We start from the raw sequence: 26,233 nt of genomic DNA, 5'->3' as shown, positions 1-26,233 counted from the left end.
CCGGTACCGTTCGAAGGCCTGCCGGCGCCGCCGTGCGCGATGCCGGGCGGGCCGACCGTGATCCGCGAGACACCAGCGCACCCGGGCCGAGCGCCCCGGTTCCATCGCTCGTTCCCCGCACTGCCCGATCCATCCGCCTCAACGCCATGGCCGAATACTTCGACGTCGACCACGCGCGCGCGATCGCCGCGCTCCACGCCCGTTTCACCGCCCGCACCGAGTGGCCGACCTGGCTGCTCGTCGTCGTGATCTACGGCGGCTGGCTCGCCGTGCTGCTGCTCGTGCGCGACGGGTACCTGTCGCGCGCCGCCGCGACGCCGCCGCTGATCCTGCTCGGCGCGTGGCACCTGTCGCTGCAGCACGAGCTGCTGCACGGCCATCCGACGCGTTCCGCCCTGGTGAACAAGCTGCTCGGCTATCCGCCGCTGACGGTCTGGTATCCGTACACGCTGTATCGCGACACGCATCTCGAGCATCATCGCGACGAAGACCTGACCGTGCCGGGCGTCGATCCCGAAACGAACTACGTGACGCGTGAACGCTGGGCGCGGCTGCCGCGCTGGCGCCGGGCGCTGACGGTCGCGCGCAAGACTTTCCTCGGACGCCTCGTCGTCGGGCCGCCGCTCGCCATCGCCACGACGCTGCGCGATGCGTTCGCCGCGTTCCGGCGCGGCGACTTCCGTTATCTGCCGATGTGGTCGACTCACGTCGCCTGCGTGGCCGCGCTGCTCGCGTGGCTGCACTGGGCGATCGGCGTGCCGTGGTTGTACTACCTGCTTGCCGTCACGTGGCCCGCGCTGTCGCTCGCGATGATCCGCTCGCTGTACGAGCATCGCGCCGCGCCGCATCCGAAGGCGCGCATCACGATCAACGAAGCCGGCTTCGCGATGCGGCTGCTGTACCTGAACAACAACTATCACCTCGTCCATCACGACCTGCCGAAGCTGCCGTGGTACGACCTGCCGCGTGCGTACCGGATGCGGCGCGACGCGTATGCGGAGAAATGCGGCGGCTTCGTGATCCGCGGCGGGTATCGCGCGCTGCTCGCGCGCCATGCGTGGACGCCGACCGATTCGCCCGTGCATCCGTTCGACGAGGGCACGGCTTCGCTGTCGACGGGCAGCGGGATCAAGGTGGCGGTGGTCGACAGGGTGCTGCAGATCAGTACATGATGTCGGCCCGCGCGTTTCGGCACCCATCCTTACGAAAAGCCGACAGCGCGGTTCGCCGCCCGTGAATTGCCAATTGCGTCGGCAATGCCCAGAATGGCCGCTCATCCGGCGCTTCCGACGACCATTCGCCCGGCTCCGCCGCACGGCCGCGCGCCGCATTTCCCCGACGACGATGCAACCGAACTCCCCACCCGGCGCGATCCGCGCAATCGGCAACGACTGGTCCGTTTCCGCGATCACCGCGGGTTTTCTCGCGGTCCTGATTTCATACGCGGGCCCGCTCGCGATCTTCTTCCAGGCGTCGCAGGCCGCGCATGCGTCCAACGACATGGTGTCGTCATGGGTCTGGGCGATCTCGATCGGCGCCGGTGCATCGGGCCTGTTCGCGAGCTGGAAGCTAAAGGTGCCGGTCGTCACCGCATGGTCGGCGCCCGGCACCGCGCTGCTCGTCGGCCTGTTTCCGCAACTGACGCTCAACCAGGCCGTCGGCGCGTACATCACGGCCGCGCTGATCATCCTCGTCATCGGCATCACCGGCTATTTCGACCGGCTCGTGCGCCACATCCCGCGCGGCATCGCCTGCGGCATGATGGCCGGCATCCTGCTGCCGTTCGGCATGCATGCGTTCTCCGCGGCGACCGCGCAGCCGCTGCTCGGTTTCGGGATGATCGCGGCCTACGTGATCTTCAGGCGCCTGCTGCCGCGCTACAGCATCGTGCTCGTGCTGCTCGCCGGCGCCGCACTCGCGACGCTGCTCGGGATGACGCATCTCGGCAACGTGTCGCCGAGCCTCGCGCGGCCGATCTTCATCGCCCCCGAATGGACGCTCGGCACGACGCTCAGCCTCGCGCTGCCGCTCGTCGTCGTCAGCCTCACGGGCCAGTTCCTGCCGGGAATGACGATCCTTCGTGTTTCGGGCTATCACACCAGCGCACGGCCGATCATCACGGCGACCAGCGTGATGTCGCTGGTCGTCGCATGCTTTGGCGGAATCACGATCGTGCTCGCGGCGATCACCGCGGCGCTGTGCACCGGCAAGGACGCGCACGAAGATCCGGACCGGCGCTATATCGCGGGCATCGCGAACGGCGTGATCTATCTGATCGGCGGACTCTTCGCGGGGACGATCGTCACGCTGTTCTTCGCGCTGCCGAAGGCGTTCGTCGCGATTCTGGCAGGACTCGCGTTGATCGGCGCGATCAGCGCGAACGTACACGGCATCTTCGAGGACGAAAACCACCGCGAAGCGTCCGTGATCACGTTCCTCGCGACCGCGTCGGGGATGACGTGGCTCGGGCTCGGGTCCGCGTTCTGGGGGATCGTGATCGGGTCGGCGGCGTATGTGGTGTTGAACAGGGTGCGGCAGCCTGCATGATGTGCACCCTGCGCGGCCACTTCCCTTACCGCGCCGGCTGGCGCACCAGTTGCGCGAGCGCATCGGCCAGCGTCGTCGTGCCGTAGGCCCGCTCGGACACATCGGCCTCGACATCGATCCGCCCCGCGTTATGCACGTCGTACAGATCGACGATCAGCTGTGCATGGCGTTCGCTGAGCCCGGCGCGCAGCAGCGTCGCGCTCCACGTGTCGCGCGGCAGTTCGTGCGCGACGATCGCGCGGCCGGCCGCCGCGCCCAACGTATCCGCGATCGCGGCCACGCTCACGCGCCGCGGCCCTTCGACGCTGACGATGCGCGGCCCGCGCCCGCCCTCCGGCGCATCGCGCAGCAGCCGCGCCGCAACGACGCCGACATCGGGCGCCCAGACCGTCGGAAACACCTTGCCGACCGGATGGTGGAAGCTCGGCAGCACGCCGGTGCCGAGCGCGACCGGCAGCACGCGCGCCCAGTTCTGCAGATGCTCGGCCGAGCGCAGCAGCGTCAACTGCGTGGGGATCGTCTTCAACCGTTCCTCGAAGTCATGGAACAGGCGCGTGATACCCGTATTGCCTTCGAGCTCCGCGCCATAGTCCGACAACGCGAGCAGCGCGGGCGGCGGGTTCGCGGCGAGCGCGGCGGCCGCCACATCGATCGTCCGCGTCATCGTCGCGGCCGGATCGGCGTCGGTCGTCGGCACCGGACACAGTATCTGCACGGCCCGCGCGCCGTCGATCGCCGCGGCGATCGCGTTCGCGTCGGTCAGGTCCGCGATCGCGACATCGCAGCCGAGCTGCGCGAAACGGTCGCGGTGACGTGCGTCGCGCAGCACCGCGCGCACGGAATGGCCTGCGTTGCGCAAGGTCGTCACGGTCGACAGGCCGACGTTGCCGGATGCGCCGAAGATCACGAACACGGTTCGCTCCTGGGGGGGATGAAGGTGCTGTGATTGTCGGCACGCGCGGCCGGGAAGGCGCGCACGGGGGGATGAATCGAGCAGGAAAGGATGACGCGTTGAATGGCCGTAGCCATACGGGCTCTCCGATCCAAGCGCGTCAAAACCGGAGAAGGCGAATGCAGCAATTGTCCAACACGCTGTTGGACAATTGCCCTCGGATCAAATGCAGCGTCCGCGTACCGCTGTTGCGTTATGCGTCTCGCCCGCCCTCCAGCCGCAACCCACCCCGCATACCCGACCGCGCAATCTCCGTCGGCGTCGCACCGAGCACACGGTTCATCCAGCTCGCCATGTGGCTCTGATGCGCAAAGCCGGCTTCCAGCGCGATCTGGCTGATGCCGAGCCGGCCTTCGAGCAGCAGCGCCTTCGCGCGCTCCACCCGGCGCCGCACGACGTACTGGTGCACGGGCATCCCCAGCGTTTCGCGGAACAGCACCTTGAAATGCGGCACGCTGATCGACACGAGCGCCGCGAGCTCGGCCAGCGTCATGCGCCGGTCGAGATTCGCCTCGACATAGTCGATCACGCGCGCCGCCGCCTTCGGCGCCAGCGTGCGCCGACGTTCGCGAAACGCCGGCTGGCCGTCGACCAGCCGCGCGACGAGCGCTGTGCACAGGCTTTCCGCGTACAGCGGATCCGATGCGTCTTCCGCTTCGAGTTCGGCGGCCATCGCCCACGCGATGTGCTGCAGCCGAGGGTCGCGCACCTGCAGCCGCCGGCGAATCTGCGCGTGCGACGGCTTCAGTTCGAGCTGTTCGACCGTGCGCCGCACGAACGTATCGCCGAGCGCGATGTGCAGGATCCGGCAGTCGGCGCTGTCGGTCCACTGGCCGGGCAAGCCGGCCGGAATCACGTCGACGTCGCCGTGCGCCTGGATGCGCGACACGCGCTCGCCGTCGCACACGCAGTCGGCGCGCACCGGCGCGCCGATATGCACGCCGATCCGGTGATGCTCGGCCGCCGGAATCCGGTACGTGCCGGCACGGATTTGCAGCAGCGACGCGCCGAAGCCGCGCCAGCCCCGCCCGCGGCTGGAGCGCAGGCTGACCGGAACGCCGTTGTCCGCCGGCGCGGCAAGAATCGGATCGCTCATTGAGGGTCTCCACCAGATCGGGTGCCGAACGCACATTGTGACGCGTTTCGGGCCGGCGCGCCGGCCCTGCGTGGCCGCCGTCGAGTCGAGCATAAAAAAGATCATCCGTTTCTGCTCGGGACGATCCTTGCGTGCGCGCCGGCTGGCGCCGCGAAGCCTACGATGGCCTCATCCGACACCTACGGAGCCCCGTCATGCCCCATGACTGCCCGCTACGCGCGGCGTTCATCGCGCCCTTGCCTTCCACCGCTCGCGCTTCATCCGCCCCCGGCTCCCGCCACCGCCGCACCGCCATCGCCGCGTGGTGCCTGCGCGTGGTCGGCTGGTACGGGCTCGAACGGCTGCTCGCGTCGATTCCCGACAGCAACGACGACTTCGCGCTCGTCTGACCGGCCGGTCGACACCCCGCCTACTTGCGCCGCCGCTCGTGCGGCGCGGCCGACGCCCCGTCGATCACCGGCGCGCCCTGCTTGATCAGGAAGTCGCGGAACAGCCCCGTCACCTGCGAGATCCGCCGGTCGGCGAGCGTCACCACATACCATTCGCGCTCGATCGGGTTGCCGGGAAACGGCAGTTGCCCGAGCAGCCCCGTGCGCAATTCGAGCGCGCACGCATGCAACGACAGGAACGCGACGCCGAGCCCCGCTTCGGCCATCTGCTTGATCGCCTCGTTGCTCGACAGTTCGGAGCCCACATGAAAGCGGTAGCCCGCGTTCTTGAACAGGCTCTCGACGGTCGAGCGCGTGCCCGCGCCGCGTTCGCGCACGAGCAGGTGCGCGGATTCGAGATCCTTCAGCGCGACGCGCTTGCGCTGCATCAGCGGATGACCGGGCGCCGCGACGAACACCATCGGATGCTTCGCGAATTCGACCGCGTGCGTACGCAGCTCCTTCGGCGCGCTGCCCATCACCGCGAGATCGATTTCATGCGTCGCGAGCATGCGGATGATGTCGTCGCGGTTGCCGACCTTGAAATACGTCTTCACGTGCGGGCGCGTCGCGGTGAATTTGACGAGCAGCGGCGGGATCAGGTATTCGGCCGTCGTGATCGCGCCGATCCGCAGCGTGCCGCCGAGATCGCCCGTCAGCGCGGCCACTTCGTCGCCGGCCTCGCTCCACAGATGCAGGATCTCGCGCGCGTAGCGCGCCACGATCTCGCCCGCCGCGGTCAATTGCACGCCGCGCCCGACCCGCTGCAGCAACGCGGCGCCCACGGCCTCCTCGAGCAGGCGAACCTGCAGCGACACGGCCGGCTGCGTCAGGTTCAGCTCCTCGGCCGCGCGCGACACGCTGCCGAGCCGCGCGATCATGTCCAGCGCCTTCAACTGCCGGAACGTCGCGGTCTTTCCTATAAGTGAATACATATGAGTCGCTTATAAACATTAAATTGTTCGACTGGGTACGAAACTATATCGTCGGTTCTTGAGCAATGTCATGCGAATCGTCATTCAGCGGGAGCCCATCATGGACAACACCACGCCCAATCTTGCAACGGACCACGCACCGCGCCTGCCGCGCATCGTGATCGTCGGCGGCGGCGCCGGCGGCCTGCAGCTCGCCACGCGTCTCGGCGATACGGTCGGACGCCGCGGGCAAGCCGAAGTCGTGCTCGTCGACCGCTATCCGACGCACTTCTGGAAGCCGCTGTTGCATGAAGCCGCGTCGGGCCATCGCGATCCGGCTTCCCACACGATCGAATACGCGGCGCAGGCGAAGCGCCACGGCTTTCGCTTCGTGCAGGGCGCGCTGCAGCGGGTCGACCGCGCGGCACGCACGGCGACGATCGCGGCCGTGCAGGATGCGGACGGCACGGAAATCCTGCCGCAGCGGGAACTCGATTACGACGACCTCGTGCTGGCGGTCGGCAGCGTGACGAACTTCTTCAACGTGCCGGGCGCCGAGCGTCATGCGCTGCCGCTCGAAAACCTCGACCAGGCCGAGGATTTTCGCCGCAAGTTCCTCGCTGCGTGCACGAAGGCGAACCATCTCGCCGAGCAGCAGCCCGCGCGGCGCGCGGCGCCGATCTGCATCAACGTGATCGGCGCGGGCGCGACCGGCGTCGAGCTGGCCGCCGCGCTGCGGCACGCGATCCAGCAACTGACGACGTACCGCTTCAAGGCGCTGGTGTCCGCGCGCGACGTGCACATCCGGCTGATCGAAGGCGGCCCGCGCATCCTGCCGGCGCTCGACGAACGGTTGTCCGGCAAGATGCACGCGCAGCTTCGCGCGCTGAACGTCGACGTGCTGACCGATACGCGCGTGGCGGAAGTCGGCGCGGATGCCGTGACGACCGCCACCGGCGAACGCCTCGCGAGCGACATCACGATCTGGGCGGCCGGCGTCGCCGGGCCCGCGATGCTGCGGGACATCGGCGACATCGCGCTCAACCGGTCGAACCAGGTGATCGTGACCGACACGCTGCAGACGCCCGACGATCCGCACGTGTACGCGTTCGGCGACTGCGCCGCGTGCCCGTCGACCGGTGCGGGCGGGTTCCTGCCGCCGCGCGCGCAGGTCGCGCACCAGCAGGCCGTGTATCTGGTCAATGCATTCGCGCGCCGCGTCGCCGGCAAGCCGGTAGCCGGCTTCACGTTCCGCGATGCGGGCACCGTCGTGTCGCTCGGGCACGCGGGCGCCGCGTACCAGGCGGGCATCGGCGTGCGCTCGCACTCGCTGATCGTCGACGGGCTGGCGGCGATCGGGCTGTACAAGTTCCTGTATCGCAAGCACCTGTTCAACGTGGTGGGCATGAAGCGCGCGCTGTTCCAGTCGCTGAGCCACTGGCTGCAAAGCCGTCACCAGCCGTCGATCAAGTTGCACTGAGCAACGACTCACACACGGCATCGCAACACGGCATATCGCGTGGCCATCGCCCGATATGCCGTTTTTCCCGATGCATATGCGTAATTCGTCCGCAATGTGCGCCACGCTGGTGCATCGTGTTGAAGGCCACCCATACGATGCCATTCCGGCGGGACTTGCCGCGCGACACGCATCCCGCGCCCGCTCTGGCTGGCCGCCCCATTCATTAGTCCGATCGTATGAGTCGGCTAAAAATATTAATTGGTCGCGTTTTCCGGATCGACGCTAAGGTGTGAGGCATTCCCGTCGGCGAACGGATCATCACGTTTCTGAAAAGGAATCACCGTGGTCATCGAAGCCATCGTCACCCGTCTCGACGCAGCATTCGCGCAGATCGAAGCAACACCGGATTCGCGCGAATCGCGCAACCAGCGCGACGCGATCATCCAGTGGCTCGACCGGGCATCGGAAGAAGGCTATCGACTCGGTCTCGTCACGACGCTGCCGGCCGCGCGGCTCAGCGACATGTTCGAAGGCCAGTTCGGCCGCGCGAACCTCGACCGCTTCTCGGTCGTCGTCACGGACGCCAATCGACAGGAGTCCGGATCGAATCAGCATCCGTTCGATGTCGCGCTGCAAGCGCTCGGCGTGCCGCCGGAGCGCGCGGTCGGGATCGCGAGCAGCGAGCCGGAACGCCGCGAGGCCGAGCATTTCGGGCTGTCGCGCTGCATGAGCATCACCGATACGGTGCGCTCGATCGCATCGGCCGGGCTGCACTGAACGCCGGCACACGGGCCGGCCGCGGCCGGCCGTCATCGCCGGTCCGGCGGCAATCGGGCGCTTGCCCGCCCGCATCCTGACATTCTGCTGTCAAAGTCGCTTGCAACACTTCGGGGTTCGATCATATCCCCGGAAACGGACGACGCGCATGCGCATCGTCCGATCCGTTGCCCGCCACGATGACACGCCCGACCCGCACCGCCGCCGCCCTCACGATTGCCTGCCTGTTGCTCGCCGCTTGCGGCGGGAATGACTCGACAGCGCCTGCCACGTCGGCCGACAACAACGGCACGGCGCCGGCCCCGCAGCCGCAGCCCACGCCGGCCCCGGCACCCGCGACCTACTACCAGACGAAGACGCCGTACCGTCCGCAACAGGACGCCGCGACGTACGAAGCGCCGCCGGCCGGCTACGCGCCCGTCTATACCGAACTCGTCGCCCGTCACGGCTCGCGCGGGCTGTCGGGCTTCAAGTACGACGGCGCGATCTACGCGATGCTGCTCAAGGCCGAGGCCGACGGCGCGCTGACCGCGCTCGGCGCGCAGCTCAAGGCCGACACATACACGATGATGAAGGCCAATGCGCTACTCGGCTATGGCGTGCAGGGCATCTCGACACCCGGGTACGGCAACCTCACGCAAGCCGGCATCCGCGAACATCAGCAACTCGCCGCGCGTCTCGCGCAGCGGCTGCCCGCGCTGTTCGCCGCCGGCAACCGGCAGGTGGTGGTGGTCAACTCGGGCCAGGATCGCGCGGTCGACAGTTCGACGTATTTCTCGGCGGCGCTCGTTGCCGCGCAGCCGGCACTGGCGTCGGCCATCACGCTGCCGGCCGCGCCGTCCGGCTATCCGGCGAGCGCGCCGGTCGCGCAGCCGGCCGGCACCAATCGTTTCCTGCTGTATTTCCACGCGTTGAAACCGGCCACCGATCTCGTGACCGACGCGAGCGATCCGTACTACGCGACCTATCAGGCGAGCCAGGCGTACCAGGCCTATGCAAACGACGCGACGGTGGCCGCGAAGCTGAAGGCGATCAAGGCCGCGCCGCAGGCGGCCGACGTCGCGCAAACGGTGCTGTCCGCACTCGTGTCGCCCGCCTTCATCGCGAAGCTCGGCGCCGACGGCTACACGTTCGCGAATACCGGCACCTATGCGTTCACGTCGACGGACGGCAAGTTCACCAACACGCTGAAGGGCGACGGCAAGACGAAGATCGCGACGGCCGTCGACGCAGTGAACGTGCTGTACAACCTGCTGCAGGTTGCGCCTGCCATGACCGCTGAAACCGGCGGCGTCACGATGGAGCAGTACATCGGTGCCGAGCAGGCGCAGTATCTCGCGTACCTGCAGGATGCCGAGGACTACTACCAGAAGGGCCCCGGTATCCAGGAAGCGAACCCCGTGACGTACCGGATGGCGAAGGGGCTGCAGGACGATTTCTTCGCCGAGGTCGACGCGATCGCGCGCGGCGACCTGACGCACGCCGCGAAGCTGCGCTTCACGCATGCGGAGGTCGTGATTCCGTTCGCGTCGATCATGAACCTGAAGAACGTGTTCGTGCCGACGCCTCAGGCGCAGACGTACACGTATGCGAACAACCGGTGGCGCGGCGATCAGGTATCGCCGATGGCCGCGAACATGCAGTGGGACGTCTATCGCAACGGGTCGCGGCTCATCGTGAAGATGCTGTACAACGAGCGCGAGACGGATTTCCAGGCCGCGTGCGACGGCGCGAAGATCGCGCCGGGCAGCCACTTCTACGACTACGCGGGGCTGAAGCAGTGTTACGGCTATCAGTGACGTGATGCGCGGGGTCTTCTGGCCGGAACCGCACGTTGAGACCCGGACGGCGCGGACCGTCCGGACTTCGCTACACACGCCGCGTCCCGCTAGACCTTGTGCACGCCGTTCCGAAGCAGCGCCTGGCGCAGGAATGCCAGTTGTCCGTCATCCAGCACGCGCTTCGGCACCACGCGGAACATCACCGACGACTGATAAAGCAGGATCATCTGACGATCCTCGCTCCAGTGAATGAGATCCGCATAGCGAATTTCGTCGCGCGAAGTCGGCGTTTCGACAACGAAGCGGTCGCCTTCGAAAATGACCGTGTAACGCTGATGAAGCGACCTTTGCTGGTCGTAAATCTTGCGGCCTGCGCGCGGCAATATCAGGTGATTCAGAACGGGCACGCCGATCGCCACGACAGCCGCGATTCCCGCGGCCATCCAGACATGGCGCCATTCCGGAAAATGTCCGCTTGTTACGCGGACGCCGCCGACGAGCAGCACGATGTACACGATCGCGAGAGTCGCAAACGACTTGAGCAGGGCTTTCCCGTTGTACCTGCGCCAAAGATTCAGGCGGTATGCGTGGACGAGATCATCCGCGGTTATTTGAAAAACGACTTCGGTATCGCTCGTGGGCATGGGCGGGCTCGGAATGTTCTCTGGTTCCTGGATTTGCTGTGGATGCTTCACCGCGGGCTGCGCGATCCAGACGGCCGGCAGTGCACGCGCACGGTGACGTGCAAACGAAGCCGCGCGATATCGCCGGCCGGTCGATGCACGGCGACAATATACCTGCGTGGAATGACGTCCACGCGGGGCGCAGCCGCGGCAGTGGCGCAGCCGGCGGCCGGCGCGGGCGGCTGAGCGATCCTGTCGGGACGAACTCGCATCGGCTCGCACGGTCGAACGAGCATCGTCGGAGAGTCCCCATGAAACGCGTCGCCCTTGCCGCTGCCCTGACCCTGTTTACCGCCATCAGCGCGCCGGCCATCGCCGGTACGCCCTCCGGGGCCGTCGCGCCGGCTCCGGCTGCGGCTCACGCATACGCGAAGAATTGCGTGCCGTCGCGGGATGCCGCGCAAGGCGCCCGTTCCCCCTCCAGCGCACCGCCGATCCGCGTCTGCGTCGGCGATTCCGACACGCAGCTGAACCTGCCGTGGTTCCTGACCGATGTCCTTACCGCCGTGGACACGCATCAGTCACCGAGCGGCCTGCTCCACAAGATGCGCGAAGATTTCTGAATCCCGGCCGGCCCCGCCTCGTTCATGGCTCGTCGGGCCGCTCCAGCACCTCGATGAACGTGCCGACGATGCCGCGCCACATCGCCGGGTCGGCGATGCGCGCCAGCAACCGCCGCAATTCGCGTCGTTCGTCGTTCGACAGCACGCCGTGCGCGCCGCGGATGCTGTCGTAGCTCGGCGTACCGCGCGACGCGAGTGCGCGATCGAGCGAATAGTCGCGGGTCTCTCCGTCCACAGAAATCCGGATCCACAGCGAACCGCCGTCCGCCACGGCGGCGCCATCGGTCACGACGACCGTGGGTGCGGCATTTTCTTCCATCACAACGCTCCGGTTTGACGCGCTGGCGGCAGACTGCCGGCCACGGCGTCACATTGAAATGTTTCTTTTTGAGACACAATCACAAAACCGCGCCAATTTTTAGACAATAATATTTCGTAATGGCGCGCCGCATCTTATACTGGCCGCGCACCATCCTCGTGCCAAGAGACGGTGTCTTTTGTCCCGGCCGCACACACTGTGCGGCCGGGGCTTTTTTCGGTACGCTGCGTCGATATACATGCTTGATGCGCGCATGTTATTGAGCAATGCTGCCAGATGAATGGCCGATCGCGACAGGCTCACCCGATGTCGTCGCGACGGCCGAATCGATCGGCGTCCCGAAACCGGCGCGCGAGCCGCATGGCCCGAATCAGGCATGCGGCATGCGCGCCGTTCGCGCATCGACCAGTTCGACTTGCCACGCCATGCGTACAACACCAAAGGCAATCGCACGACGGTGGGCGCTCACGCCCGGCTCGAAGCCCCTTTTCCAGCGCAGCGGCGCGTGGCCGCGCGGCGTCTTTTTCGCCGCCGTGATCATCTGCGTGCTCGTGCCCGTGCTTGCGATCATGCTGGCCGACCGCTATGCGCGCGATGCCGTCACCGCGCACGAGCGTGTCGTGGCAAACGACATCGTGGCCTCCGTGGATCGCATTCTGGACGGCGTGCGCCTCCGACACGCGGACGAGTTGACCGCGCTCGTCGGACGGCCGTGCGCGACGGTGTTCCGGTCACTTGCCGAAGTGAGCACTCGCCTGCGCTATCTGCGTGCCGTCGCACTGGTGAGCGACGGTCGCGTCACATGCTCGTCGGCGCTCGGCTCGATCGACCTGCCGCTCGCCGCGTACGCGCGCGAACCCGAACCGGGATCGACGATCGTCACGCTGCTGCGTCAGACGCCGTTCCAGCATGGCGTTCCGGTGCTGTCCGCGTTCCGCGCCACCGCGCGCGGCGCGGGCGTCCTGTACCTGATCGAAGGCGACTACGTGGCCGACGCGCTCGCGCGCGGCGCCGGCAACGAAGCGGAAACGGCCACGCTGTCGATCGCGGGCTCGGGGCGTCTCGATCAGCACGGTGCGTTCGCGCCGGAAACGGATGCAGGCCCCGCGGGCGGCAGCACGATGGCCTCGCGGCGCTGGCCGTTCACGGTGTCGGTCGTCGCATCGGCGCGCTACGCGTCACAGGTCCAGCGCCACTACCGGCTGATCTGCGCGACGATCGTGCTGCTGGCCGACAGCCTCGTGATGGCCGCCTACCTGCTCGCGATGGCGCCGCGGCGGCTGCTGCTGAAAGCCGTGCGCCACGCGCTCAGGCGCAACGAGTTCCATGTGGTGTACCAGCCGATCGTCGACGTGCAGACGCGCAGGACGGTCGGCGTCGAGGCGCTGTTGCGTTGGCAGCATCCGAAGTGGGGGGCCATCAGCCCGGCCGCGTTCATCCCGCAGGTGGAATCGAGCCCCATGTTGCCGAAGATCACCGAATTCGTGCTGCGCACGGCCGTATCCGAACTGACCGCGCTGACGCCGTCCGCGCCGCTGCGCATCGCCGTGAACGTCGCGCCGCAGGATCTCGAGCGCGCGCGGTTCGTGGCCGTCGTCGAGGACGCGATTCGCGCGCTGCCGCCCGGCTTCACGCTGGTGCTCGAAGTCACCGAGCGCATCCTGCTCGAGAAGAACGCGCGCACCACCGAGATCTTCCAGGCGCTGCGGTCGAAAGGCGCGAAGTTCGCGATCGACGATTTCGGCACGCATCACAGCAATCTCGACATGCTGTCGCGCTTTCCGTTCGACTACGTGAAGATCGATCGACAGTTCGTGTCGCAACTGGACGGCGGCAGCGCGAGGCTGATCGAGGGAATCGCGGCCGTCGCGCATCACTACGGCCTGAAGATCATCGCGGAAGGCGTGGAGACCGAGGCGCAGCATCGCGCGCTGCATGCGGTCGGGATCCAGTACGCGCAGGGGTACCTGTATCAGCGGCCGCTGCGCGCGGAAAACCTCGAGCGCGATTTCGCATGGGCGACCGCGTAGCGCCGCCGCGGCCGGCGGCTACTGCGCGCCGTACTGACCGCCGAGGCGCACACGGTCCTGCTCGACCCATCCTTCGAAGTCGTCGCCGGTCTTGCCGTTCACGTACATGATGTCGTACCAGCGCCCGAGCGACTTGTAGACCGTCACCGAATCGCCGGGGACGATGAAAGTCCGCTTCGTGACGCACCGCGCGTCGGGCGCCGAATGGAAATACGCGCGCCCCGTACCGACGACCGTGCCGGACGCCGGTGGCCGGAAGTTGTCGTCCGGGCCGCTCGTGGCCGCATCGAGCTTCCCGCAGTCCACCGTGCTCGTTGCGTGCGCGCCGTTCGCGCCCAGGCCCGCGCCGAGCGCCAGCATCGCGATGCCCATGCGCATCGTCATTTTCATCTGTTTCATTCGTTCTTTGCGCCGTCTCGTTTTTTCGGTTTGCCGGTTCGCGGCCGGCACACGCTCGATCCCGCGCGACCGTCGTCGCTTCCGGATGATACGACCGCCGTCGACATTCACAAAAACGGACCACCATGCCGAAACATGTCCTATAGTCAGTCAACAGACATCATTCGACAACGGGACGCATCGACGTCCACGGAGGAGACGTGAAGCTGAAACAGGCTATCGACCGCATTCCGGGCGGGCTCATGCTGGTCCCGATGCTGCTCGGCGCGTGCGTGCATACATTCGCGCCGAACGCCGGCAAGTACTTCGGCTCGTTCACCAACGGCCTGATCGCCGGCACGGTGCCGATCCTCGCCGTGTGGTTCTTCTGCATGGGCGCGACGATCAACCTGCGCGCAGCGGGCGTCGTGCTGCGCAAATCGGGCACGCTGCTCGCGACGAAGATCGTGGTCGCGTGGCTCGCGACGGTGATCGCCGCGCGGTTCATCCCCGACGACGGCATCCGCACCGGCCTGTTCGCGGGCCTGTCGCTGCTCGCGATCACGACCTCGATGGACATGACCAACGGCGGCCTCTACGCGGCCGTGATGCAGCAGTACGGCAGCAAGGAAGAGGCCGGCGCGTTCGTGCTGATGTCGATCGAATCGGGGCCGCTCGTCAGCATGCTGATTCTCGGCGCAGCCGGCGTCGCGGTGTTCGAGACGCGGCTCTTCGTCGGCGCGGTGCTGCCGTTCCTGATCGGCTTCACGCTCGGCAACCTCGACGTGGCGTTGCGCGAATTGTTCGGGCGCTGCGTGCATCCGCTGATCCCGTTTTTCGGTTTCGCGCTCGGCAACGGCATCGACCTGAACGTGATCGCGAAGAGCGGGCTGCCGGGCATCGCGCTCGGGCTCGCGGTGATCGTCGTGACGGGCGTGCCGCTGATGCTGGCGGACAAGGTGATCGGCGGCGGTAACGGGACGGCCGGGCTGGCCGCGTCGTCGACGGCCGGCGCCGCGGTCGCGAACCCGGCGATCATCGGCGAGATGATTCCGAAGTTCAAGCCGATGGTGCCGGCGGCGACGGCGATCGTCGCGACCGCGTGCCTCGTGACGGCGATTCTCGTGCCGATTCTGACGGCGATGTGGGCGAAGCGGGCAGCGCGGGCGGCAGGCGTGCCGGTGAGGGTCGCGGCGCCAGTCGGGAATGGTGGGGCGATCGAGCATGAGGGGCATGTTTGAGCGGGGCCGGTTCGCGCTCGAACCGGCCAATTCAATGCGCACCCAACGGCGCGTCGCGCAACGGTTTCGCGTGCTTCTTCGAGCTACAGCGCCATCCCGCCGTCGATCGTCAGGCTCGAACCCGTCATGTAGCCCGATTCCGCACCGGCGAGCCACGCCACCAGCGATGCGATCTCGTCCCCACTGCCGGCGCGCTGCAGCGGAATCAACGGACGGATCTGGTCGAGATGATCGGCCGTCATGTCGGTCTCGACAGGCCCCGGCTGCACGTTGTTGACCGTAATGCCGCGCGGTGCGAGATCGACGGCGATGCCCTTGACCATCACGGCCACCGCGGCCTTCGTCATCGAATAGACGCTCGAACCCGGATGTCCGCTGCGCACGGCCGTATTGCTGCCGATCGTGACGATGCGGCCGCCGCGCGCGAGATGCGCAGCGCCGGCCTGGATGGCCAGGAATACGCCTCTCACGTTGACCGCGAGCATCCGGTCGAGATCGTCGACGCTCACGTCGGCCACGTCTCCCAGCTTCAGGATGCCCGCGTTGACCACGACGACGTCGAGCCGCCCGAAACGTTCGACTGCTTGTGCGACGGCCTGCCGGATTGCGTCCGCATCCGCGCTGTCGGCACGGATCGCCAGCGCGGCTCGCCCGCGCGCCTCGATCGCGGCCGCGGTCTCGTGCGCGCGCTCCGGCGCCGAGATATAGGTGAACGCGACATTCGCGCCGTCGGCCGCAAGCCGCCGCGCGATGGCCGCGCCGATCCCACGCGAGCCGCCAAACACGATCGCCGCCTTGTGCATACCCTCGGAATTGCCTGTCATGCTTCGCTCCTTAATGGACTGATCAGTCAATAACTTCCCACAAAAAAGCGCCGGCTCTCATGCCGGCGCGTTGCCCTGCCTGCATCGATATCAGTGCGCCCTGAGCCGGTCGGCCGCAAAGCCGGCGGTGGCGCGCAACGCCTGCGGCTTCGCGCCGGCGCGCGCACCGAGCTGGATTCCGTACATCGTCGTCAGGACGAAGTTCGCGGCCTCGCGCGCATCGAGCGCAGGGGCGATCTCGCCCACATCCTGCCCTTCACGGATGCGGGCGACGACCTGCCGATGCAGCATCGCACCGGCCTTCTCACGCAAGCCGACCAGTTCGGGATCGGCCGCGCCGAATTCGCAGATCGCATTGACCCCCATGCAACCGAGCACACGTTCGGCCGGGTTGACGGCGATCACGCCGAGCAGCAACGCCTCGATGCCCGCGAGCGCGGATGCCGGCGCCGTCAGGCGCGCGATGTGGCCCGACACGCTCTCCGACTGATAGCGTTCAAGCGCTTCGACGTACAGCTTGCGCTTGTCGCCGAACGCGTTATAGAGGCTCTGCCTGCCGATTTGCATTGCGCTCAGCAGGTCGTCAGTGGACGTCGCGGCGTAGCCCTTTTCCCAGAACACGCGCAGCGCGCGCTCCAGCGCCTCGTCCCGATCGAATTCACGTGGTCTCACCATGGCGGCAGAATAGGCGTTATGGACACATCAGTCAATAATTCGACGTCGCTCCGCCCCTTTTTTGTCCGCGGTGACGTCGGCATATCCGCCGCCCAAGCGCTAAAATCCGCCGCCTGGGCATCCACGACGGACAAGCGTTTTGACGGCGTTCGAGCAGGGCTTCATCCTTACCCGCCATTGGCGGGACACCGCATCCGGCATCGAGATCGAGTTCTGGCTGGCAACCGGACACGGCCCGCGCCGCGTGCGGTTGCGCCCGCAGGAAGCCGTCGCGTTCATCCCGGCCGAGCAGCAGGCGCTCGCGGAACGCACGCTGGCCGGTGAACGCGACGCCGAGTTGCGCCCGCTCGCGCTGCGCGATTTCCGGCAGCGCCCGGTCGTCGGCCTCTATTGCAAGCGCTACCGCCATCTGTCGGGGCTCCAGAAGCGTCTGGCCGCCGCCGGCGTCGATGTGTACGAAGCCGACGTGCAGCCGCCCGACCGCTACGCGATGGAGCGCTTCATCACCGCGTGCGTGGCGTTTCGCGGCGAGCCCGGCCGCGACGGCACGCTGACCGGCGGCGAGCTGAAGCCCGCGACCGGTTACCGGCCCACGCTGTGCTGCGTGTCGCTCGACATCGAAACCAGCATCCACGGCGAGCTGTACTCGATCGCGCTCGAAGGCTGCGGGCAGCGCCAGGTCTACATGCTCGGCCCGCCGAACGGCGATGCAAGCAGCAACGCAGGCCCCCTCGACTTCGACCTCGACTACTGCGACAGCCGGCCCGCGATGCTTGCGCGGCTGAACGACTGGTTCGACGAGCACGATCCCGATGCGGTGATCGGCTGGAACCTCGTGCAGTTCGACCTGCGCATCCTGCATGCCCATTCCGAGCAGTACGGCATCCCGCTGAAGCTCGGGCGCGGCGGCGGCGTGCTCGACTGGCGCGCGCACGGCCAGCAGCCCGACCACTTCTTCGCGGGGGCGGCCGGCCGGCTGATCCTCGACGGCATCGACATGCTGAAATCCGCGACGTGGACCTTCCCGTCGTTCAGCCTCGAATACGTGTCGCAAGCGCTGCTCGGCGAAGGCAAGTCGATCGACAACCCGTACCAGCGGATGGACGAGATTCAGCGCCGCTTCGATCACGACAAGCCCGCGCTCGCGCGCTACAACCTGAAGGATTGCGAGCTCGTCACGCGCATCTTCGACAAGGCCGACCTGCTGTCCTTCGCGCTGGAACGCGCAAGCGTCACGGGGCTGGCTGCCGATCGCACCGGCGGCTCGGTCGCGGCGTTCACGCACCTGTACCTGCCGCGCATGCATCGGCTCGGCTATGTCGCGCCGAACCTCGGCGACGTGAAGGGGCAAAACAGCCCCGGCGGCTTCGTGATGGATTCGCGGCCCGGGCTGTACGACTCGGTGCTCGTGTTCGACTACAAGAGCCTCTATCCGTCGATCATCCGCACGTTCCTGATCGATCCGGTCGGCCTGATCGAAGGGCTCGCGCATCCCGGCGACGACGCATCGGTGCCCGGTTTTCTCGGGGCACGTTTCTCGCGCACCGCGCACTGCCTGCCCGACATCGTGCGCCGCGTGTGGGAAGGCCGCGACGACGCGAAGCGGCAGCGCAACGCGCCGCTGTCGCAGGCGCTGAAGATCATCATGAATTCGTTTTACGGCGTGCTCGGCTCGACGGGTTGCCGCTTCTTCGACCCGCGCCTCGCGTCGTCGATCACGATGCGCGGCCACGAGATCATGCATCGCACGCGCAAACTGATCGAATCTCAGGGATACGAAGTGATTTACGGCGATACCGATTCGACGTTCGTGTGGCTCGGCCGCGCGCACGACGACGACGAAGCCGGCGCCAAGGGCCGCGCGCTGGTCGAACACGTGAATCGTTGGTGGCATACCCACCTGCGCGAGCAGTTCGGGCTCGACAGCGCGCTGGAACTGCAATACGAGCGGCATTACCGCCGCTTCCTGATGCCGACCGTGCGCGGCGCGGAAGAAGGCAGCAAGAAGCGCTATGCGGGGCTCGCGGCGACCGCCGACGGCGGCGAGGATCTCGTGTTCAAGGGGCTCGAAACGGTGCGCACCGACTGGACGCCGCTCGCGCAGCAATTCCAGCGCGAGCTGTACCGGCGCGTGTTCAGGCGCGAGCCGTATCAGGATTTCATTCGCGACTACGTGCGCCGCACGCTGGCCGGCGAATTCGACGATCAGCTCGTCTACCGCAAGCGCGTGCGCCGGCCGCTGCGCGAATACGAGCGCAACGTGCCGCCGCACGTGCGCGCGGCGCGCATCGCCGACGAGTTCAATCATGCGCGGGGCCGGCCGCTGCAGTATCAGCGCGGCGGGTGGATCAGCTACGTGATGACGACGGCCGGCCCCGAGCCGCTCGAGACGATGCGCTCGCCGATCGACTACGCGTTCTACCTGAGCCGCCAGCTTCAGCCCGTCGCCGATGCGATCCTGCCGTTCCTGCGCGACGATTTCGAACGCGTGATCTCGGGGCAGGGGCAGTTGTTCGGCGATTGACGGCCCACGATCCGGCGCGAACACGAGAACGCCGCGGCGGCCCGCCGGGAAGCGCCCATTGCGCGCCGCCCCGCAGGCATCCGGCTAAAATACCGGCCTGCCGCGCGTCCCGCCGCGGCCGGAGGACACTCATCATGACCGCACGTCGCGGTGCCGCGGTCGCCATCGCGCCCGGCCACGAGACAGCCAGCCTGTCGAAAGCCCAGCAAACGTTCAATACGCTCGTCAAGCAGATCGAAAAGCGGCGCGAGCGGCTCGGCGCGTGGGAAGCCGTGATGCCGGCATTCCAGAAGAAGTTCGTGGACGGGCTGTTGCCGCTCGAACAGGAAGCGACGGCGCTGCGCATCCGGCTGATTCATCTGCTCGACGACGCGTTTCTGCAGAAGGGCCTGAGCAAGGCCGAGCAGCGCATGCTGTCCGAGTTGATCGCCGACATGGCGAATGATTTGCTGAACGTGAGCGACGACCCGGCGCTCAAGATCATCTACAACCGGCATGCCGCGTCCGGAAACGTCGGCGCCGCCGCGGCCGATCCCGAGCCGGCGGAACCGGCACGGGAAGCCGAACCGCAATCGCAACCGCTGGACGATCTCGACGCGCTGTCGCCCGACGAACTCGCGGAACGCATGCAGGCCGAACTCGACGCGCAGTTCGAGCGCGACATGGCCGCTCACGCTGCCCGCGAGGCCCAGCGCGCGAAGCGCAAGAAAGCACCGAAGCAATCGGCCGCGCAGGCCCGGATCGAAGCCGAGCGGGCCGAGTCGAGCAAGTCGATCCGCGAGATCTATCGCAAGCTCGCGAGCGCGCTGCATCCCGATCGCGAAACCGATCCGCAGGAGCAGCAACGCAAGACCGTGCTGATGCAGCGGGTCAACCGCGCGTACGAGAAGGGCAACCTGCTGCAACTGCTCGAGCTGCAGCTGGAGATCGAACAGATCGACCGGCGCGCGATCGACGGCCTCGGCGAAGCGCGACTCACGCGCTACAACGGTATCCTCGAGGAACAACTGCGTGAGCTCGATCAGGAGATCGTGCACGTCGAGAACGACTTCCGGCGGACCTACGGCATCGCGTCGTCCACCAAGGTCGCGCCCGATACCGTGCTGCGCATGCTCGCGCGCGACATTGCCGGCATGCAGCGGAGCAACCAGGACCTGAGCGTCGCGCTGCGCGAGTTCGAGGATCCGGAACAGGTCCGGGACTGGTTGAAGGACATGAAGCGTCGGCCGGCATCGTCGCGCTTCGACGACGATTCGTATTGAGCGGCACTCAGGTATCGGCGAACGCGCGACACGCACGCCACGCGTCACCGCCCCTCGCCCATCCCGCCCATCAGCGTCATCAACTGCTCGCGCAGCCACCGGCTCCCCTGGTCCTGATCGGCGCTGCGATGCCAGTAGCAGAAGTAGTCGAGCCCCGGCATCTCGAACGGCAGCTCGAGAATCCGCGCCGGATAGCGTTGCAAGAGCCGCAACGGCGCGGTCAACGCGAGATCGCCGCGCATCGCGATCAGCGGCGCGACCATGTAGTGCTGCACGCGCATCTGGATGGTGCGGCGCAGCCCGAGCCGCGTCAGTTCCGCGTCGACGTGCCCGCTGCCCTTGCGGCGGCTCGACACGTGGATATGCCCCATCGACAGGTAGTCGTCCATGGTCAGCGTGTCGCCCTTGAACGGATGATCGTCGCGGATCATGCACGCGTAGCGGTCCTGCACCAGCAGCGCCTGGTGCAGATGCGGATCGCCGATCAGCGGCGCGTCGATCGCGATGTCGACGGAGCCGTTCGCGAGCGCGGTCGCGACTTCGCGGCGGTCCATCGTATAGCTGCGCACGTGCATGCCGGGCGCATGCGCCTGCAGCAGCTCGCCGAGCGCCGGCAGCAGCAGCGCTTCGGTCAGGTCGCTCATGCTGAGCCGGAACACGCGTGCCGAAGTAGCCGGATCGAACACGTCGCCTTCGTGCGCGCTCGAATCGAGCAGTTGCAGCGCCTCGCGCACGCGGCCGACGATGTTCTCGGCCATCGGCGTCGGCATCATCCCGGCCGGCGTGCTGACGAACAACGGATCGTTCAGCGTCTTGCGCAGCCGCGCCAGCGCGTTGCTGACGGCCGGCTGCGTGAGGTTCAGCACCTCGGCCGCGCGCGTCAGGTTGCGCTTGTTGTAGATCGCCTCGAATACGACGAACAGGTTCAGATCGATCTTCGAAAGACGCATCGCCGAATCTCCTTGCCGGCATATTAATACGGTGTGCGCCTCCCGTTCGCCCACGTCGCCGGCCCGCGCGGCGCGCCGCTCACCCGCGCGGCGGCGGCGTCAGGTACGGCGCGGTCGCACCGGGTTCGCCGTCCTTGATCTCCATTCGCGCGATCGCCTGCAGGTGCACCTCGTCCGGGCCGTCGGCGAAGCGCAGCGCGCGGCCCCAGGTCCACAGGTCGGCCAGCGGCGTATCGGGGCTCAGCCCGGCCGCGCCGAACACCTGCATCGCGCGGTCGCACACGTCCGTATAGACGGTCGGCACGAGCGCCTTGATCATCGAGATTTCCTTGCGCGCGGCCTTCGCGCCAACCTTGTCGATCATCCATGCGGCCTTCAGCACCAGCAGGCGCGCCTGGTCGATCTCGATGCGCGAGCGCGCAATCCATTCGCCGACCGTGCCGTGCCGGTTCAGCGGCTTGCCGAACGCGACGCGCGACTGCGCGCGGTCGATCATCAGTTCCAGCGCCAGCTCGGCCGCGCCGATCGAACGCATGCAGTGGTGGATGCGGCCCGGCCCGAGGCGGGCCTGCGCAAGCGCGAAGCCGCTGCCTTCCTCGCCGAGCAGGTTGCGCACCGGCACGCGCACGTTGTCGAACGTGATCTCGCAATGCCCTTCCGGCGCATGGTGATTGACCACCGTGATGTTGCGCACGACCGTCACGCCCGGCGTGTCGCGCGGCACGAGGATCATGCTCTGCTGCTGGTGCGATTCGGCCTCGGGATCGGTCTTGCCCATCACGATGAAGATCTTGCAATTCGGATGCGCGGCGTTCGTGATGAACCACTTGCGGCCGTTGATCACGTACTCGTCGCCCACGCGCTCGATGCGGGTCGTGATGTTGGTCGCATCCGACGACGCGACGTCGGGCTCCGTCATCGCGAACGCCGAACGGATTTCCCCGCGCAGCAGCGGCAGCAGCCACTGTTCGCGCTGCTCGGGCGTCGCGAACATGTGCAGCAGCTCCATGTTGCCGGTATCCGGCGCGTTGCAGTTGAACACTTCCGACGCCCAGCTCACGCGCCCCATGATCTCGGCGAGCGGCGCGTATTCGAGGTTCGTCAGGCCCGTGCCGGGCTCGTCGTCCTTCAAATGCGGCAGGAAGAGGTTCCACAGCCCTTCCGCTTTCGCGCGTTCCTTCAGTTCCTCCATGAACGACACGGGATACTGGCCCGCATGCACTTCGTCGTTCCACTGACGGATGCGCGGCACGATGTGCGCGTCCATGAATGCCCGCACGCGTTCGCGCAGCGCTTCCACTTTCGGGGTGTAGCCAAAGTCCATGATCGACTCCTCGAGATTGCGTGTTTCCGTTCGTCCGGTTCAGAAGGCCGAGACGCCGCCGTCGACGGCGACGGCCTGCCCGGTCAGATAAGTGTTTTCCTTCGCGCACAGCGTCAGCATCGTCGCGACGATTTCGTCGGGCCGGCCGAGCCGCTTCATCGGCGAGCCCTGCGCGAGGAAATCCTGGCGCTCGCCGATGTCGCTGTCCGTGACCATCGGCGTCGTGCTGTAGAAAGGACACACCGCGTTCACGCGGATGCCGTGGCGCGCGTATTCGAGCGCGGCCGTCTTCGTGAGCCCGACCACCGCATGTTTCGACGCCGCGTACGCGGCCAGCTTCGGCGCGCCACCGAGGCCGGCCATCGACGCGACGTTCAGGATCACACCTTCGCGCTGCACGAGCATCTGGCGGATCTGGTGCTTCATCCCGAAGAACACGCCCTTCGCATTCACCGCGAAGCTCAGGTCGAGGTCGGCTTCGTCGGTGTCGATCAGCGCCTTCATCGGCGGTGCGATACCCGCGTTGTTGATGCCGACGTCGAGCCGCCCGAAGCGCGCGACGGCTTCATGCACGAGCGCTGCGACGTCAGCTTCGATGCGCACGTCGCAGCGCTGCGCGATCACGTCGGCGCCGCCCGCGCGCAGCGGCGCGGCCACGCGTTCGAGCGCTTCGCCGTTCAGGTCGCCGAGCGCGAGCCGCGCGCCCATCGCGGCGAGTTCGCTCGCGAGCAGCGCGCCGAAGCCGCTCGCGGCGCCGGTGATCATCACGGCCTGGCCCGCGTAGCTGTCGAGTCTCATCGCGCGCTCAGATCGTCAGGCCGCCGTCGACGACGATGCATTCGCCGTTCGTATAGCTCGCCGCGTCCGACACGAGATACAGCACGGTGCCGGCCATTTCGCGCGGCTCCGCGTGGCGGCGCAGCGGAATCTTCGCCTTCCAGGTCTCGTAGATGTCCTTGTCGGCGAACAGCGCGCCCGCGAACTTCGTCTTCGTGAGGCCCGGCAGCAGCGCATTCACGCGGATGCCGAGCGGCCCGCATTCCTTCGCGAACGCCTTCGTCATGTTGACGACGGCCGCCTTCGTGATCGAGTAGATGCCTTGCCGGTCGCCCGGCTGCAACGCATTCACCGACGCTGTGTTGACGATCGCGCCGCCGCCGTGCGTCTTCATCAGCTTGCCGGCCTCGACCGACATGAAGAAGTAGCCGCGGATGTTCACGTCGACGGTCTTCTCGTACGCGGCGAGATCGGTATCGAGGATGTGCCCGAAATACGGGTTCGCTGCCGCGTTGTTCACGAGGATGTCGAGACGGCCGTGCTTGTCGCGGATGTGATCGAACGTCGCGGCGATGTCCTCCAGCCGCCCGACGTGGCACGGCAGCGCTTCGGCGCGACCGCCCGCCGCGATGATTGCGTCCGCAACCGCCTGGCAGTCGTCGAGCTTGCGGCTCGACACGATCACGTGCGCGCCCTGCTCCGCGAGCAGCTTCGCGATTTCCTCGCCGATGCCGCGGCTCGCGCCCGTCACCAGTGCGATCTTGCCCGTCAGGTCGAACAGGTTCGTTGCCATGTTGCTGTGCTCCTCCATTGATTGTGTTGTCGTGTCGCCGCTCGACGAGCGTCGCAATCGCGACGCTTCGCGGCGACGTCAGCGATGCGCGTCGATCACGCCGACGGCGAGTTCGGCCAGCCGGCCGGCCATTTCGCCGACGCGCAGCGCCTGCTCGCTCGATGCGTTGCCCTGCAGCGCGCGCGCCTTCACGCCCTGCGCGATCGCCGCGAGCCGGAAGAAACTGAAGGCGAGGTAGAAATGCCAGTCGCGGATCGGCGCGATGCCGCGCAGTTCGCAGTAGCGCGCGACGATCGCCGCTTCGTCGGGAATCCCGAGCGCCACGCGATCCTGGCCCGCGAGCCCGCGTACCTGCCCGCCGGACGGCAGCCGCAGGCACATGCAGAAATACGCGAGATCGGCGAGCGGATTGCCGAGCGTCGACAGTTCCCAGTCGAGCACGGCCTGCACGCGATAGCCGTCGCGCGCGAACATCAGGTTGTCGATCCGGAAATCGCCGTGCACGAGCGCCGGCCGGCCCGTGTCCTCGGGGCACGCTTTCGGCAGCCAGTCGATCAGCGTCTCCATCGCGTCGAGGCGCCCCGTTTCGGCCGCGCGATACTGCTTCGTCCACACGCCGATCTGCCGCTCGAAGTAGTTGCCGGGGCGGCCGTAATCGGCGAGGCCCACCGCTTCGACGTCGACGTCGTGCAGCGCGGCCATCGTCTGCAAGAGCGCGTCGTAGCAGGTCGCGCGCTCTGCCTTCGGCAGTTCCGGCAGCGCGGGATCCCAGAAGATCCGGCCATCCTCGAAACTCATCACGTAGAACAGGCTGCCGATCACGTCGCGGTCTTCGCACAGGTGATACGGACGCGCGACCGGCACCGCGGTGCCCGACAGCGCGGTGAGCACGCGGAATTCGCGGTCGACCGCGTGCGCGGATTTCAGCAGTTCGCCCGGCGGCTGGCGGCGCAGCACGTAGCGGCCGCTCTTCGCGCTCAGCAGGAAAGTCGGATTCGACTGGCCGCCGGCAAACTTCTCCGTGTCGACCGGGCCTTCGAAGCCCGGCACGTGCGTTTCCAGATAGCGCGTGAGGCGGGCTACGTCGAGTTGCTGGGAAGGGTTCGTCATCGTCGCGATCGTTCGTGGGTCAGCCGTAGGTGCGCAGCGCGTGTCGTTCGGGATCCTCCAGATGCGGGATACCGTTGAACGACGCGAGGTGGAACGCGTCGGCGTTGAAGAAAAACTGCGAAAGACTGCTGTTGCGGATCTGCAAGTTCAGCGCGATCGCGCTCGACGGCGGCGCCGCGAGCACTTGCTGCACGGTGACCGCGATCGGGCCGCCGGAGCTCACCGCCAGCACGCGCCGGCCGCCGCCTGCGCGGATCGCCGCGCGCGCGGCGGCCACGCGCTGCTGGAAATGAGCCCAGGTTTCGGGCGCCGCATCGCCTAGCTTGTCCTCGGTCCACAGTTGCAGCACCTGCCGCAGCGCGCGAAAGTGCTCCTTCATCGAGCCGGCCGCGAGCCGCGCGATCTCCGGGTAGTCGCTGGCGGCTGCCGCGAACAGGCCGTGGAAATCGTATTCGTTCAGGCCCGGATGGCGGTCGACCGCGACGCCTTCGCGGCCCATTCCGCGCAGGATCGCGGCGACCGTCTGCGCATGACGGTTCATCGTGCCGCAGATCACGCGGTCGAACGTCAGGCCCTGCCGCGCGAAGTATTCGCCGAGCCAGGCGCCCTGCTGGTCGCCCGCCGCGGACAGCCGGTCGTAGTCGTCGGTGCCGAACGACGCCTGCCCGTGCCGTACCAGAAAGAGTTCAGCCATTGCACTCGCCCGAGGAAAACCGAAGGCCCAGCATAGCGACCGGGCGGGCATTTTTGAAATTTATTTTTTGAATCACCGCGCATTCATCGTGTGAATACAGAGCATCCAAACGACGCCCTCGCGCCCGCT

The 26,233-nt window shown here is 67.2% G+C and carries 26 protein-coding genes; 11 read left to right on the top strand and 15 right to left on the bottom strand.

What is annotated here, in order from left to right:
• Positions 1 to 146: 146 nt before the first annotated feature.
• Complete coding sequence (locus tag CFB35_RS29240; RefSeq protein ID WP_089465902.1) at positions 147 to 1,172, top strand: fatty acid desaturase; 1,026 nt, start codon at positions 147 to 149, stop codon at positions 1,170 to 1,172.
• Between the two features lie 172 nt (positions 1,173 to 1,344).
• Positions 1,345 to 2,547, top strand: a complete 1,203-nt coding sequence (locus CFB35_RS29235; protein WP_059574728.1) for a benzoate/H(+) symporter BenE family transporter — start codon at positions 1,345 to 1,347, stop codon at positions 2,545 to 2,547.
• Positions 2,548 to 2,572: 25 nt separating this feature from the next.
• On the opposite strand, the gene CFB35_RS29230 is transcribed toward CFB35_RS29235, so the two are convergent.
• On the bottom strand, positions 2,573 to 3,460 hold the full coding sequence (locus tag CFB35_RS29230; protein ID WP_059574730.1) for an NAD(P)H-binding protein: 888 nt from the start codon (positions 3,458 to 3,460) through the stop codon (positions 2,573 to 2,575).
• Between the two features lie 232 nt (positions 3,461 to 3,692).
• On the bottom strand, positions 3,693 to 4,595 hold the full coding sequence (locus CFB35_RS29225; RefSeq protein ID WP_059574732.1) for an AraC family transcriptional regulator: 903 nt from the start codon (positions 4,593 to 4,595) through the stop codon (positions 3,693 to 3,695).
• A gap of 194 nt (positions 4,596 to 4,789) precedes the next feature.
• On the opposite strand from CFB35_RS29225, the gene CFB35_RS29220 reads away from it, so the two are divergent.
• The gene (locus CFB35_RS29220) at positions 4,790 to 4,984 is read left to right on the top strand and encodes a hypothetical protein (protein ID WP_089465918.1); all 195 of its coding nucleotides are present in this window, start codon (positions 4,790 to 4,792) and stop codon (positions 4,982 to 4,984) included.
• Positions 4,985 to 5,004: 20 nt separating this feature from the next.
• Here the strand turns inward: CFB35_RS29220 and CFB35_RS29215 are convergent, their stop codons facing one another.
• Positions 5,005 to 5,958 carry a LysR family transcriptional regulator gene (locus tag CFB35_RS29215; protein WP_059574736.1) on the bottom strand — a complete coding sequence of 318 codons (954 nt, stop codon included), beginning with the start codon at positions 5,956 to 5,958 and terminating at the stop codon, positions 5,005 to 5,007.
• Between the two features lie 100 nt (positions 5,959 to 6,058).
• On the opposite strand from CFB35_RS29215, the gene CFB35_RS29210 reads away from it, so the two are divergent.
• From CFB35_RS29210 to CFB35_RS29200, 3 genes are all read left to right on the top strand, one after another.
• Entirely contained in the window at positions 6,059 to 7,417 is a 1,359-nt protein-coding gene (locus tag CFB35_RS29210; protein ID WP_059574738.1) for an NAD(P)/FAD-dependent oxidoreductase, read from the top strand.
• A gap of 324 nt (positions 7,418 to 7,741) precedes the next feature.
• Entirely contained in the window at positions 7,742 to 8,176 is a 435-nt protein-coding gene (locus tag CFB35_RS29205; RefSeq protein ID WP_059574740.1) for a phosphatase, read from the top strand.
• A 179-nt stretch (positions 8,177 to 8,355) separates the two neighbouring features.
• Positions 8,356 to 9,975, top strand: a complete 1,620-nt coding sequence (locus tag CFB35_RS29200; protein WP_059574742.1) for a histidine-type phosphatase — start codon at positions 8,356 to 8,358, stop codon at positions 9,973 to 9,975.
• 89 nt (positions 9,976 to 10,064) lie between these two features.
• Here the strand turns inward: CFB35_RS29200 and CFB35_RS29195 are convergent, their stop codons facing one another.
• Positions 10,065 to 10,601 carry a YcxB family protein gene (locus tag CFB35_RS29195; protein WP_059574745.1) on the bottom strand — a complete coding sequence of 179 codons (537 nt, stop codon included), beginning with the start codon at positions 10,599 to 10,601 and terminating at the stop codon, positions 10,065 to 10,067.
• A 290-nt stretch (positions 10,602 to 10,891) separates the two neighbouring features.
• Between CFB35_RS29195 and CFB35_RS29190 the strand changes: the two genes are divergently transcribed.
• Positions 10,892 to 11,203, top strand: coding sequence for a hypothetical protein (locus tag CFB35_RS29190; protein WP_059574747.1), 312 nt, complete (start codon positions 10,892 to 10,894; stop codon positions 11,201 to 11,203).
• Between the two features lie 22 nt (positions 11,204 to 11,225).
• Here the strand turns inward: CFB35_RS29190 and CFB35_RS29185 are convergent, their stop codons facing one another.
• Positions 11,226 to 11,522: a hypothetical protein gene (locus CFB35_RS29185; RefSeq protein ID WP_059574748.1), complete on the bottom strand. Its 297-nt coding sequence runs from the start codon at positions 11,520 to 11,522 to the stop codon at positions 11,226 to 11,228.
• 370 nt (positions 11,523 to 11,892) lie between these two features.
• Positions 11,893 to 12,063, bottom strand: a complete 171-nt coding sequence (locus CFB35_RS35495; protein ID WP_230951129.1) for a hypothetical protein — start codon at positions 12,061 to 12,063, stop codon at positions 11,893 to 11,895.
• Between the two features lie 28 nt (positions 12,064 to 12,091).
• Between CFB35_RS35495 and CFB35_RS29180 the strand changes: the two genes are divergently transcribed.
• On the top strand, positions 12,092 to 13,552 hold the full coding sequence (locus CFB35_RS29180) for an EAL domain-containing protein (RefSeq protein ID WP_230951131.1): 1,461 nt from the start codon (positions 12,092 to 12,094) through the stop codon (positions 13,550 to 13,552).
• An 18-nt stretch (positions 13,553 to 13,570) separates the two neighbouring features.
• On the opposite strand, the gene CFB35_RS29175 is transcribed toward CFB35_RS29180, so the two are convergent.
• A complete protein-coding gene (locus tag CFB35_RS29175) occupies positions 13,571 to 13,942 on the bottom strand; it encodes a hypothetical protein (protein WP_059574807.1) in 372 nt (123 codons plus the stop codon).
• Positions 13,943 to 14,151: 209 nt separating this feature from the next.
• Here CFB35_RS29175 and kdgT point away from each other — a divergent pair, with 209 nt between their 5' ends.
• Complete coding sequence (kdgT, locus tag CFB35_RS29170; RefSeq protein ID WP_059574750.1) at positions 14,152 to 15,171, top strand: 2-keto-3-deoxygluconate transporter; 1,020 nt, start codon at positions 14,152 to 14,154, stop codon at positions 15,169 to 15,171.
• Between the two features lie 83 nt (positions 15,172 to 15,254).
• On the opposite strand, the gene CFB35_RS29165 is transcribed toward kdgT, so the two are convergent.
• Both CFB35_RS29165 and CFB35_RS29160 read right to left on the bottom strand, forming a co-directional pair.
• Complete coding sequence (locus tag CFB35_RS29165) at positions 15,255 to 15,995, bottom strand: 3-oxoacyl-ACP reductase family protein (protein WP_179231809.1); 741 nt, start codon at positions 15,993 to 15,995, stop codon at positions 15,255 to 15,257.
• 90 nt (positions 15,996 to 16,085) lie between these two features.
• Positions 16,086 to 16,670: a TetR/AcrR family transcriptional regulator gene (locus tag CFB35_RS29160; protein ID WP_089465901.1), complete on the bottom strand. Its 585-nt coding sequence runs from the start codon at positions 16,668 to 16,670 to the stop codon at positions 16,086 to 16,088.
• Between the two features lie 139 nt (positions 16,671 to 16,809).
• Between CFB35_RS29160 and CFB35_RS29155 the strand changes: the two genes are divergently transcribed.
• Together CFB35_RS29155 and CFB35_RS29150 are read left to right on the top strand one after the other, a co-directional pair.
• Positions 16,810 to 19,194 carry a DNA polymerase II gene (locus tag CFB35_RS29155; protein WP_089465900.1) on the top strand — a complete coding sequence of 795 codons (2,385 nt, stop codon included), beginning with the start codon at positions 16,810 to 16,812 and terminating at the stop codon, positions 19,192 to 19,194.
• 134 nt (positions 19,195 to 19,328) lie between these two features.
• Positions 19,329 to 20,456 (top strand): J domain-containing protein, encoded by a 1,128-nt coding sequence (locus tag CFB35_RS29150; RefSeq protein WP_089465899.1) that lies wholly within the window; start codon positions 19,329 to 19,331, stop codon positions 20,454 to 20,456.
• Positions 20,457 to 20,500: 44 nt separating this feature from the next.
• Here CFB35_RS29150 and CFB35_RS29145 read toward each other — a convergent pair whose 3' ends face one another.
• The 6 genes from CFB35_RS29145 to CFB35_RS29120 all read right to left on the bottom strand — a co-directional run bounded on the left by CFB35_RS29145 (position 20,501) and on the right by CFB35_RS29120 (position 26,104).
• Positions 20,501 to 21,406, bottom strand: a complete 906-nt coding sequence (locus CFB35_RS29145; RefSeq protein ID WP_089465898.1) for a LysR family transcriptional regulator — start codon at positions 21,404 to 21,406, stop codon at positions 20,501 to 20,503.
• Positions 21,407 to 21,485: 79 nt separating this feature from the next.
• Positions 21,486 to 22,730, bottom strand: a complete 1,245-nt coding sequence (locus CFB35_RS29140; RefSeq protein ID WP_089465897.1) for an acyl-CoA dehydrogenase family protein — start codon at positions 22,728 to 22,730, stop codon at positions 21,486 to 21,488.
• 39 nt (positions 22,731 to 22,769) lie between these two features.
• Complete coding sequence (locus CFB35_RS29135) at positions 22,770 to 23,528, bottom strand: SDR family NAD(P)-dependent oxidoreductase (RefSeq protein ID WP_059574762.1); 759 nt, start codon at positions 23,526 to 23,528, stop codon at positions 22,770 to 22,772.
• A gap of 7 nt (positions 23,529 to 23,535) precedes the next feature.
• The gene (locus CFB35_RS29130) at positions 23,536 to 24,300 is read right to left on the bottom strand and encodes an SDR family oxidoreductase (RefSeq protein WP_059574764.1); all 765 of its coding nucleotides are present in this window, start codon (positions 24,298 to 24,300) and stop codon (positions 23,536 to 23,538) included.
• 78 nt (positions 24,301 to 24,378) lie between these two features.
• A complete protein-coding gene (locus tag CFB35_RS29125) occupies positions 24,379 to 25,410 on the bottom strand; it encodes a phosphotransferase (RefSeq protein ID WP_089465896.1) in 1,032 nt (343 codons plus the stop codon).
• Positions 25,411 to 25,429: 19 nt separating this feature from the next.
• Positions 25,430 to 26,104, bottom strand: coding sequence for a histidine phosphatase family protein (locus CFB35_RS29120; RefSeq protein ID WP_059574768.1), 675 nt, complete (start codon positions 26,102 to 26,104; stop codon positions 25,430 to 25,432).
• Positions 26,105 to 26,233: the final 129 nt, after the last annotated feature.

The sequence above is a fragment of the Burkholderia sp. AU16482 genome, from assembly GCF_002223285.1.
Lineage (GTDB): Bacteria > Pseudomonadota > Gammaproteobacteria > Burkholderiales > Burkholderiaceae > Burkholderia > Burkholderia semiarida.
Note: the sequence above shows the minus strand (reverse complement) of the source record. Positions and strands in the feature narration are given on the sequence as shown.

What these genes read in the sequence shown, in the direction of transcription:
- CFB35_RS29240 (WP_089465902.1), top strand. Translation starts at nt 147, where the DNA reads ATGGCCGAATACTTCGACGTCGACCACGCGCGCGCGATCGCCGCGCTC.
- CFB35_RS29235 (WP_059574728.1), top strand. Translation starts at nt 1,345, where the DNA reads ATGCAACCGAACTCCCCACCCGGCGCGATCCGCGCAATCGGCAACGAC.
- CFB35_RS29225 (WP_059574732.1), bottom strand. Translation starts at nt 4,595, where the DNA reads ATGAGCGATCCGATTCTTGCCGCGCCGGCGGACAACGGCGTTCCGGTC.
- CFB35_RS29220 (WP_089465918.1), top strand. Translation starts at nt 4,790, where the DNA reads ATGCCCCATGACTGCCCGCTACGCGCGGCGTTCATCGCGCCCTTGCCT.
- CFB35_RS29215 (WP_059574736.1), bottom strand. Translation starts at nt 5,958, where the DNA reads ATGTATTCACTTATAGGAAAGACCGCGACGTTCCGGCAGTTGAAGGCG.
- CFB35_RS29210 (WP_059574738.1), top strand. Translation starts at nt 6,059, where the DNA reads ATGGACAACACCACGCCCAATCTTGCAACGGACCACGCACCGCGCCTG.
- CFB35_RS29200 (WP_059574742.1), top strand. Translation starts at nt 8,356, where the DNA reads ATGACACGCCCGACCCGCACCGCCGCCGCCCTCACGATTGCCTGCCTG.
- CFB35_RS29195 (WP_059574745.1), bottom strand. Translation starts at nt 10,601, where the DNA reads ATGCCCACGAGCGATACCGAAGTCGTTTTTCAAATAACCGCGGATGAT.
- CFB35_RS29190 (WP_059574747.1), top strand. Translation starts at nt 10,892, where the DNA reads ATGAAACGCGTCGCCCTTGCCGCTGCCCTGACCCTGTTTACCGCCATC.
- CFB35_RS29185 (WP_059574748.1), bottom strand. Translation starts at nt 11,522, where the DNA reads ATGGAAGAAAATGCCGCACCCACGGTCGTCGTGACCGATGGCGCCGCC.
- CFB35_RS35495 (WP_230951129.1), bottom strand. Translation starts at nt 12,063, where the DNA reads ATGATCACGGCGGCGAAAAAGACGCCGCGCGGCCACGCGCCGCTGCGC.
- CFB35_RS29180 (WP_230951131.1), top strand. Translation starts at nt 12,092, where the DNA reads ATGCTGGCCGACCGCTATGCGCGCGATGCCGTCACCGCGCACGAGCGT.
- CFB35_RS29175 (WP_059574807.1), bottom strand. Translation starts at nt 13,942, where the DNA reads ATGAAAATGACGATGCGCATGGGCATCGCGATGCTGGCGCTCGGCGCG.
- CFB35_RS29165 (WP_179231809.1), bottom strand. Translation starts at nt 15,995, where the DNA reads ATGACAGGCAATTCCGAGGGTATGCACAAGGCGGCGATCGTGTTTGGC.
- CFB35_RS29160 (WP_089465901.1), bottom strand. Translation starts at nt 16,670, where the DNA reads ATGGTGAGACCACGTGAATTCGATCGGGACGAGGCGCTGGAGCGCGCG.
- CFB35_RS29150 (WP_089465899.1), top strand. Translation starts at nt 19,329, where the DNA reads ATGACCGCACGTCGCGGTGCCGCGGTCGCCATCGCGCCCGGCCACGAG.
- CFB35_RS29145 (WP_089465898.1), bottom strand. Translation starts at nt 21,406, where the DNA reads ATGCGTCTTTCGAAGATCGATCTGAACCTGTTCGTCGTATTCGAGGCG.
- CFB35_RS29140 (WP_089465897.1), bottom strand. Translation starts at nt 22,730, where the DNA reads ATGGACTTTGGCTACACCCCGAAAGTGGAAGCGCTGCGCGAACGCGTG.
- CFB35_RS29135 (WP_059574762.1), bottom strand. Translation starts at nt 23,528, where the DNA reads ATGAGACTCGACAGCTACGCGGGCCAGGCCGTGATGATCACCGGCGCC.
- CFB35_RS29130 (WP_059574764.1), bottom strand. Translation starts at nt 24,300, where the DNA reads ATGGCAACGAACCTGTTCGACCTGACGGGCAAGATCGCACTGGTGACG.
- CFB35_RS29125 (WP_089465896.1), bottom strand. Translation starts at nt 25,410, where the DNA reads ATGACGAACCCTTCCCAGCAACTCGACGTAGCCCGCCTCACGCGCTAT.
- CFB35_RS29120 (WP_059574768.1), bottom strand. Translation starts at nt 26,104, where the DNA reads ATGGCTGAACTCTTTCTGGTACGGCACGGGCAGGCGTCGTTCGGCACC.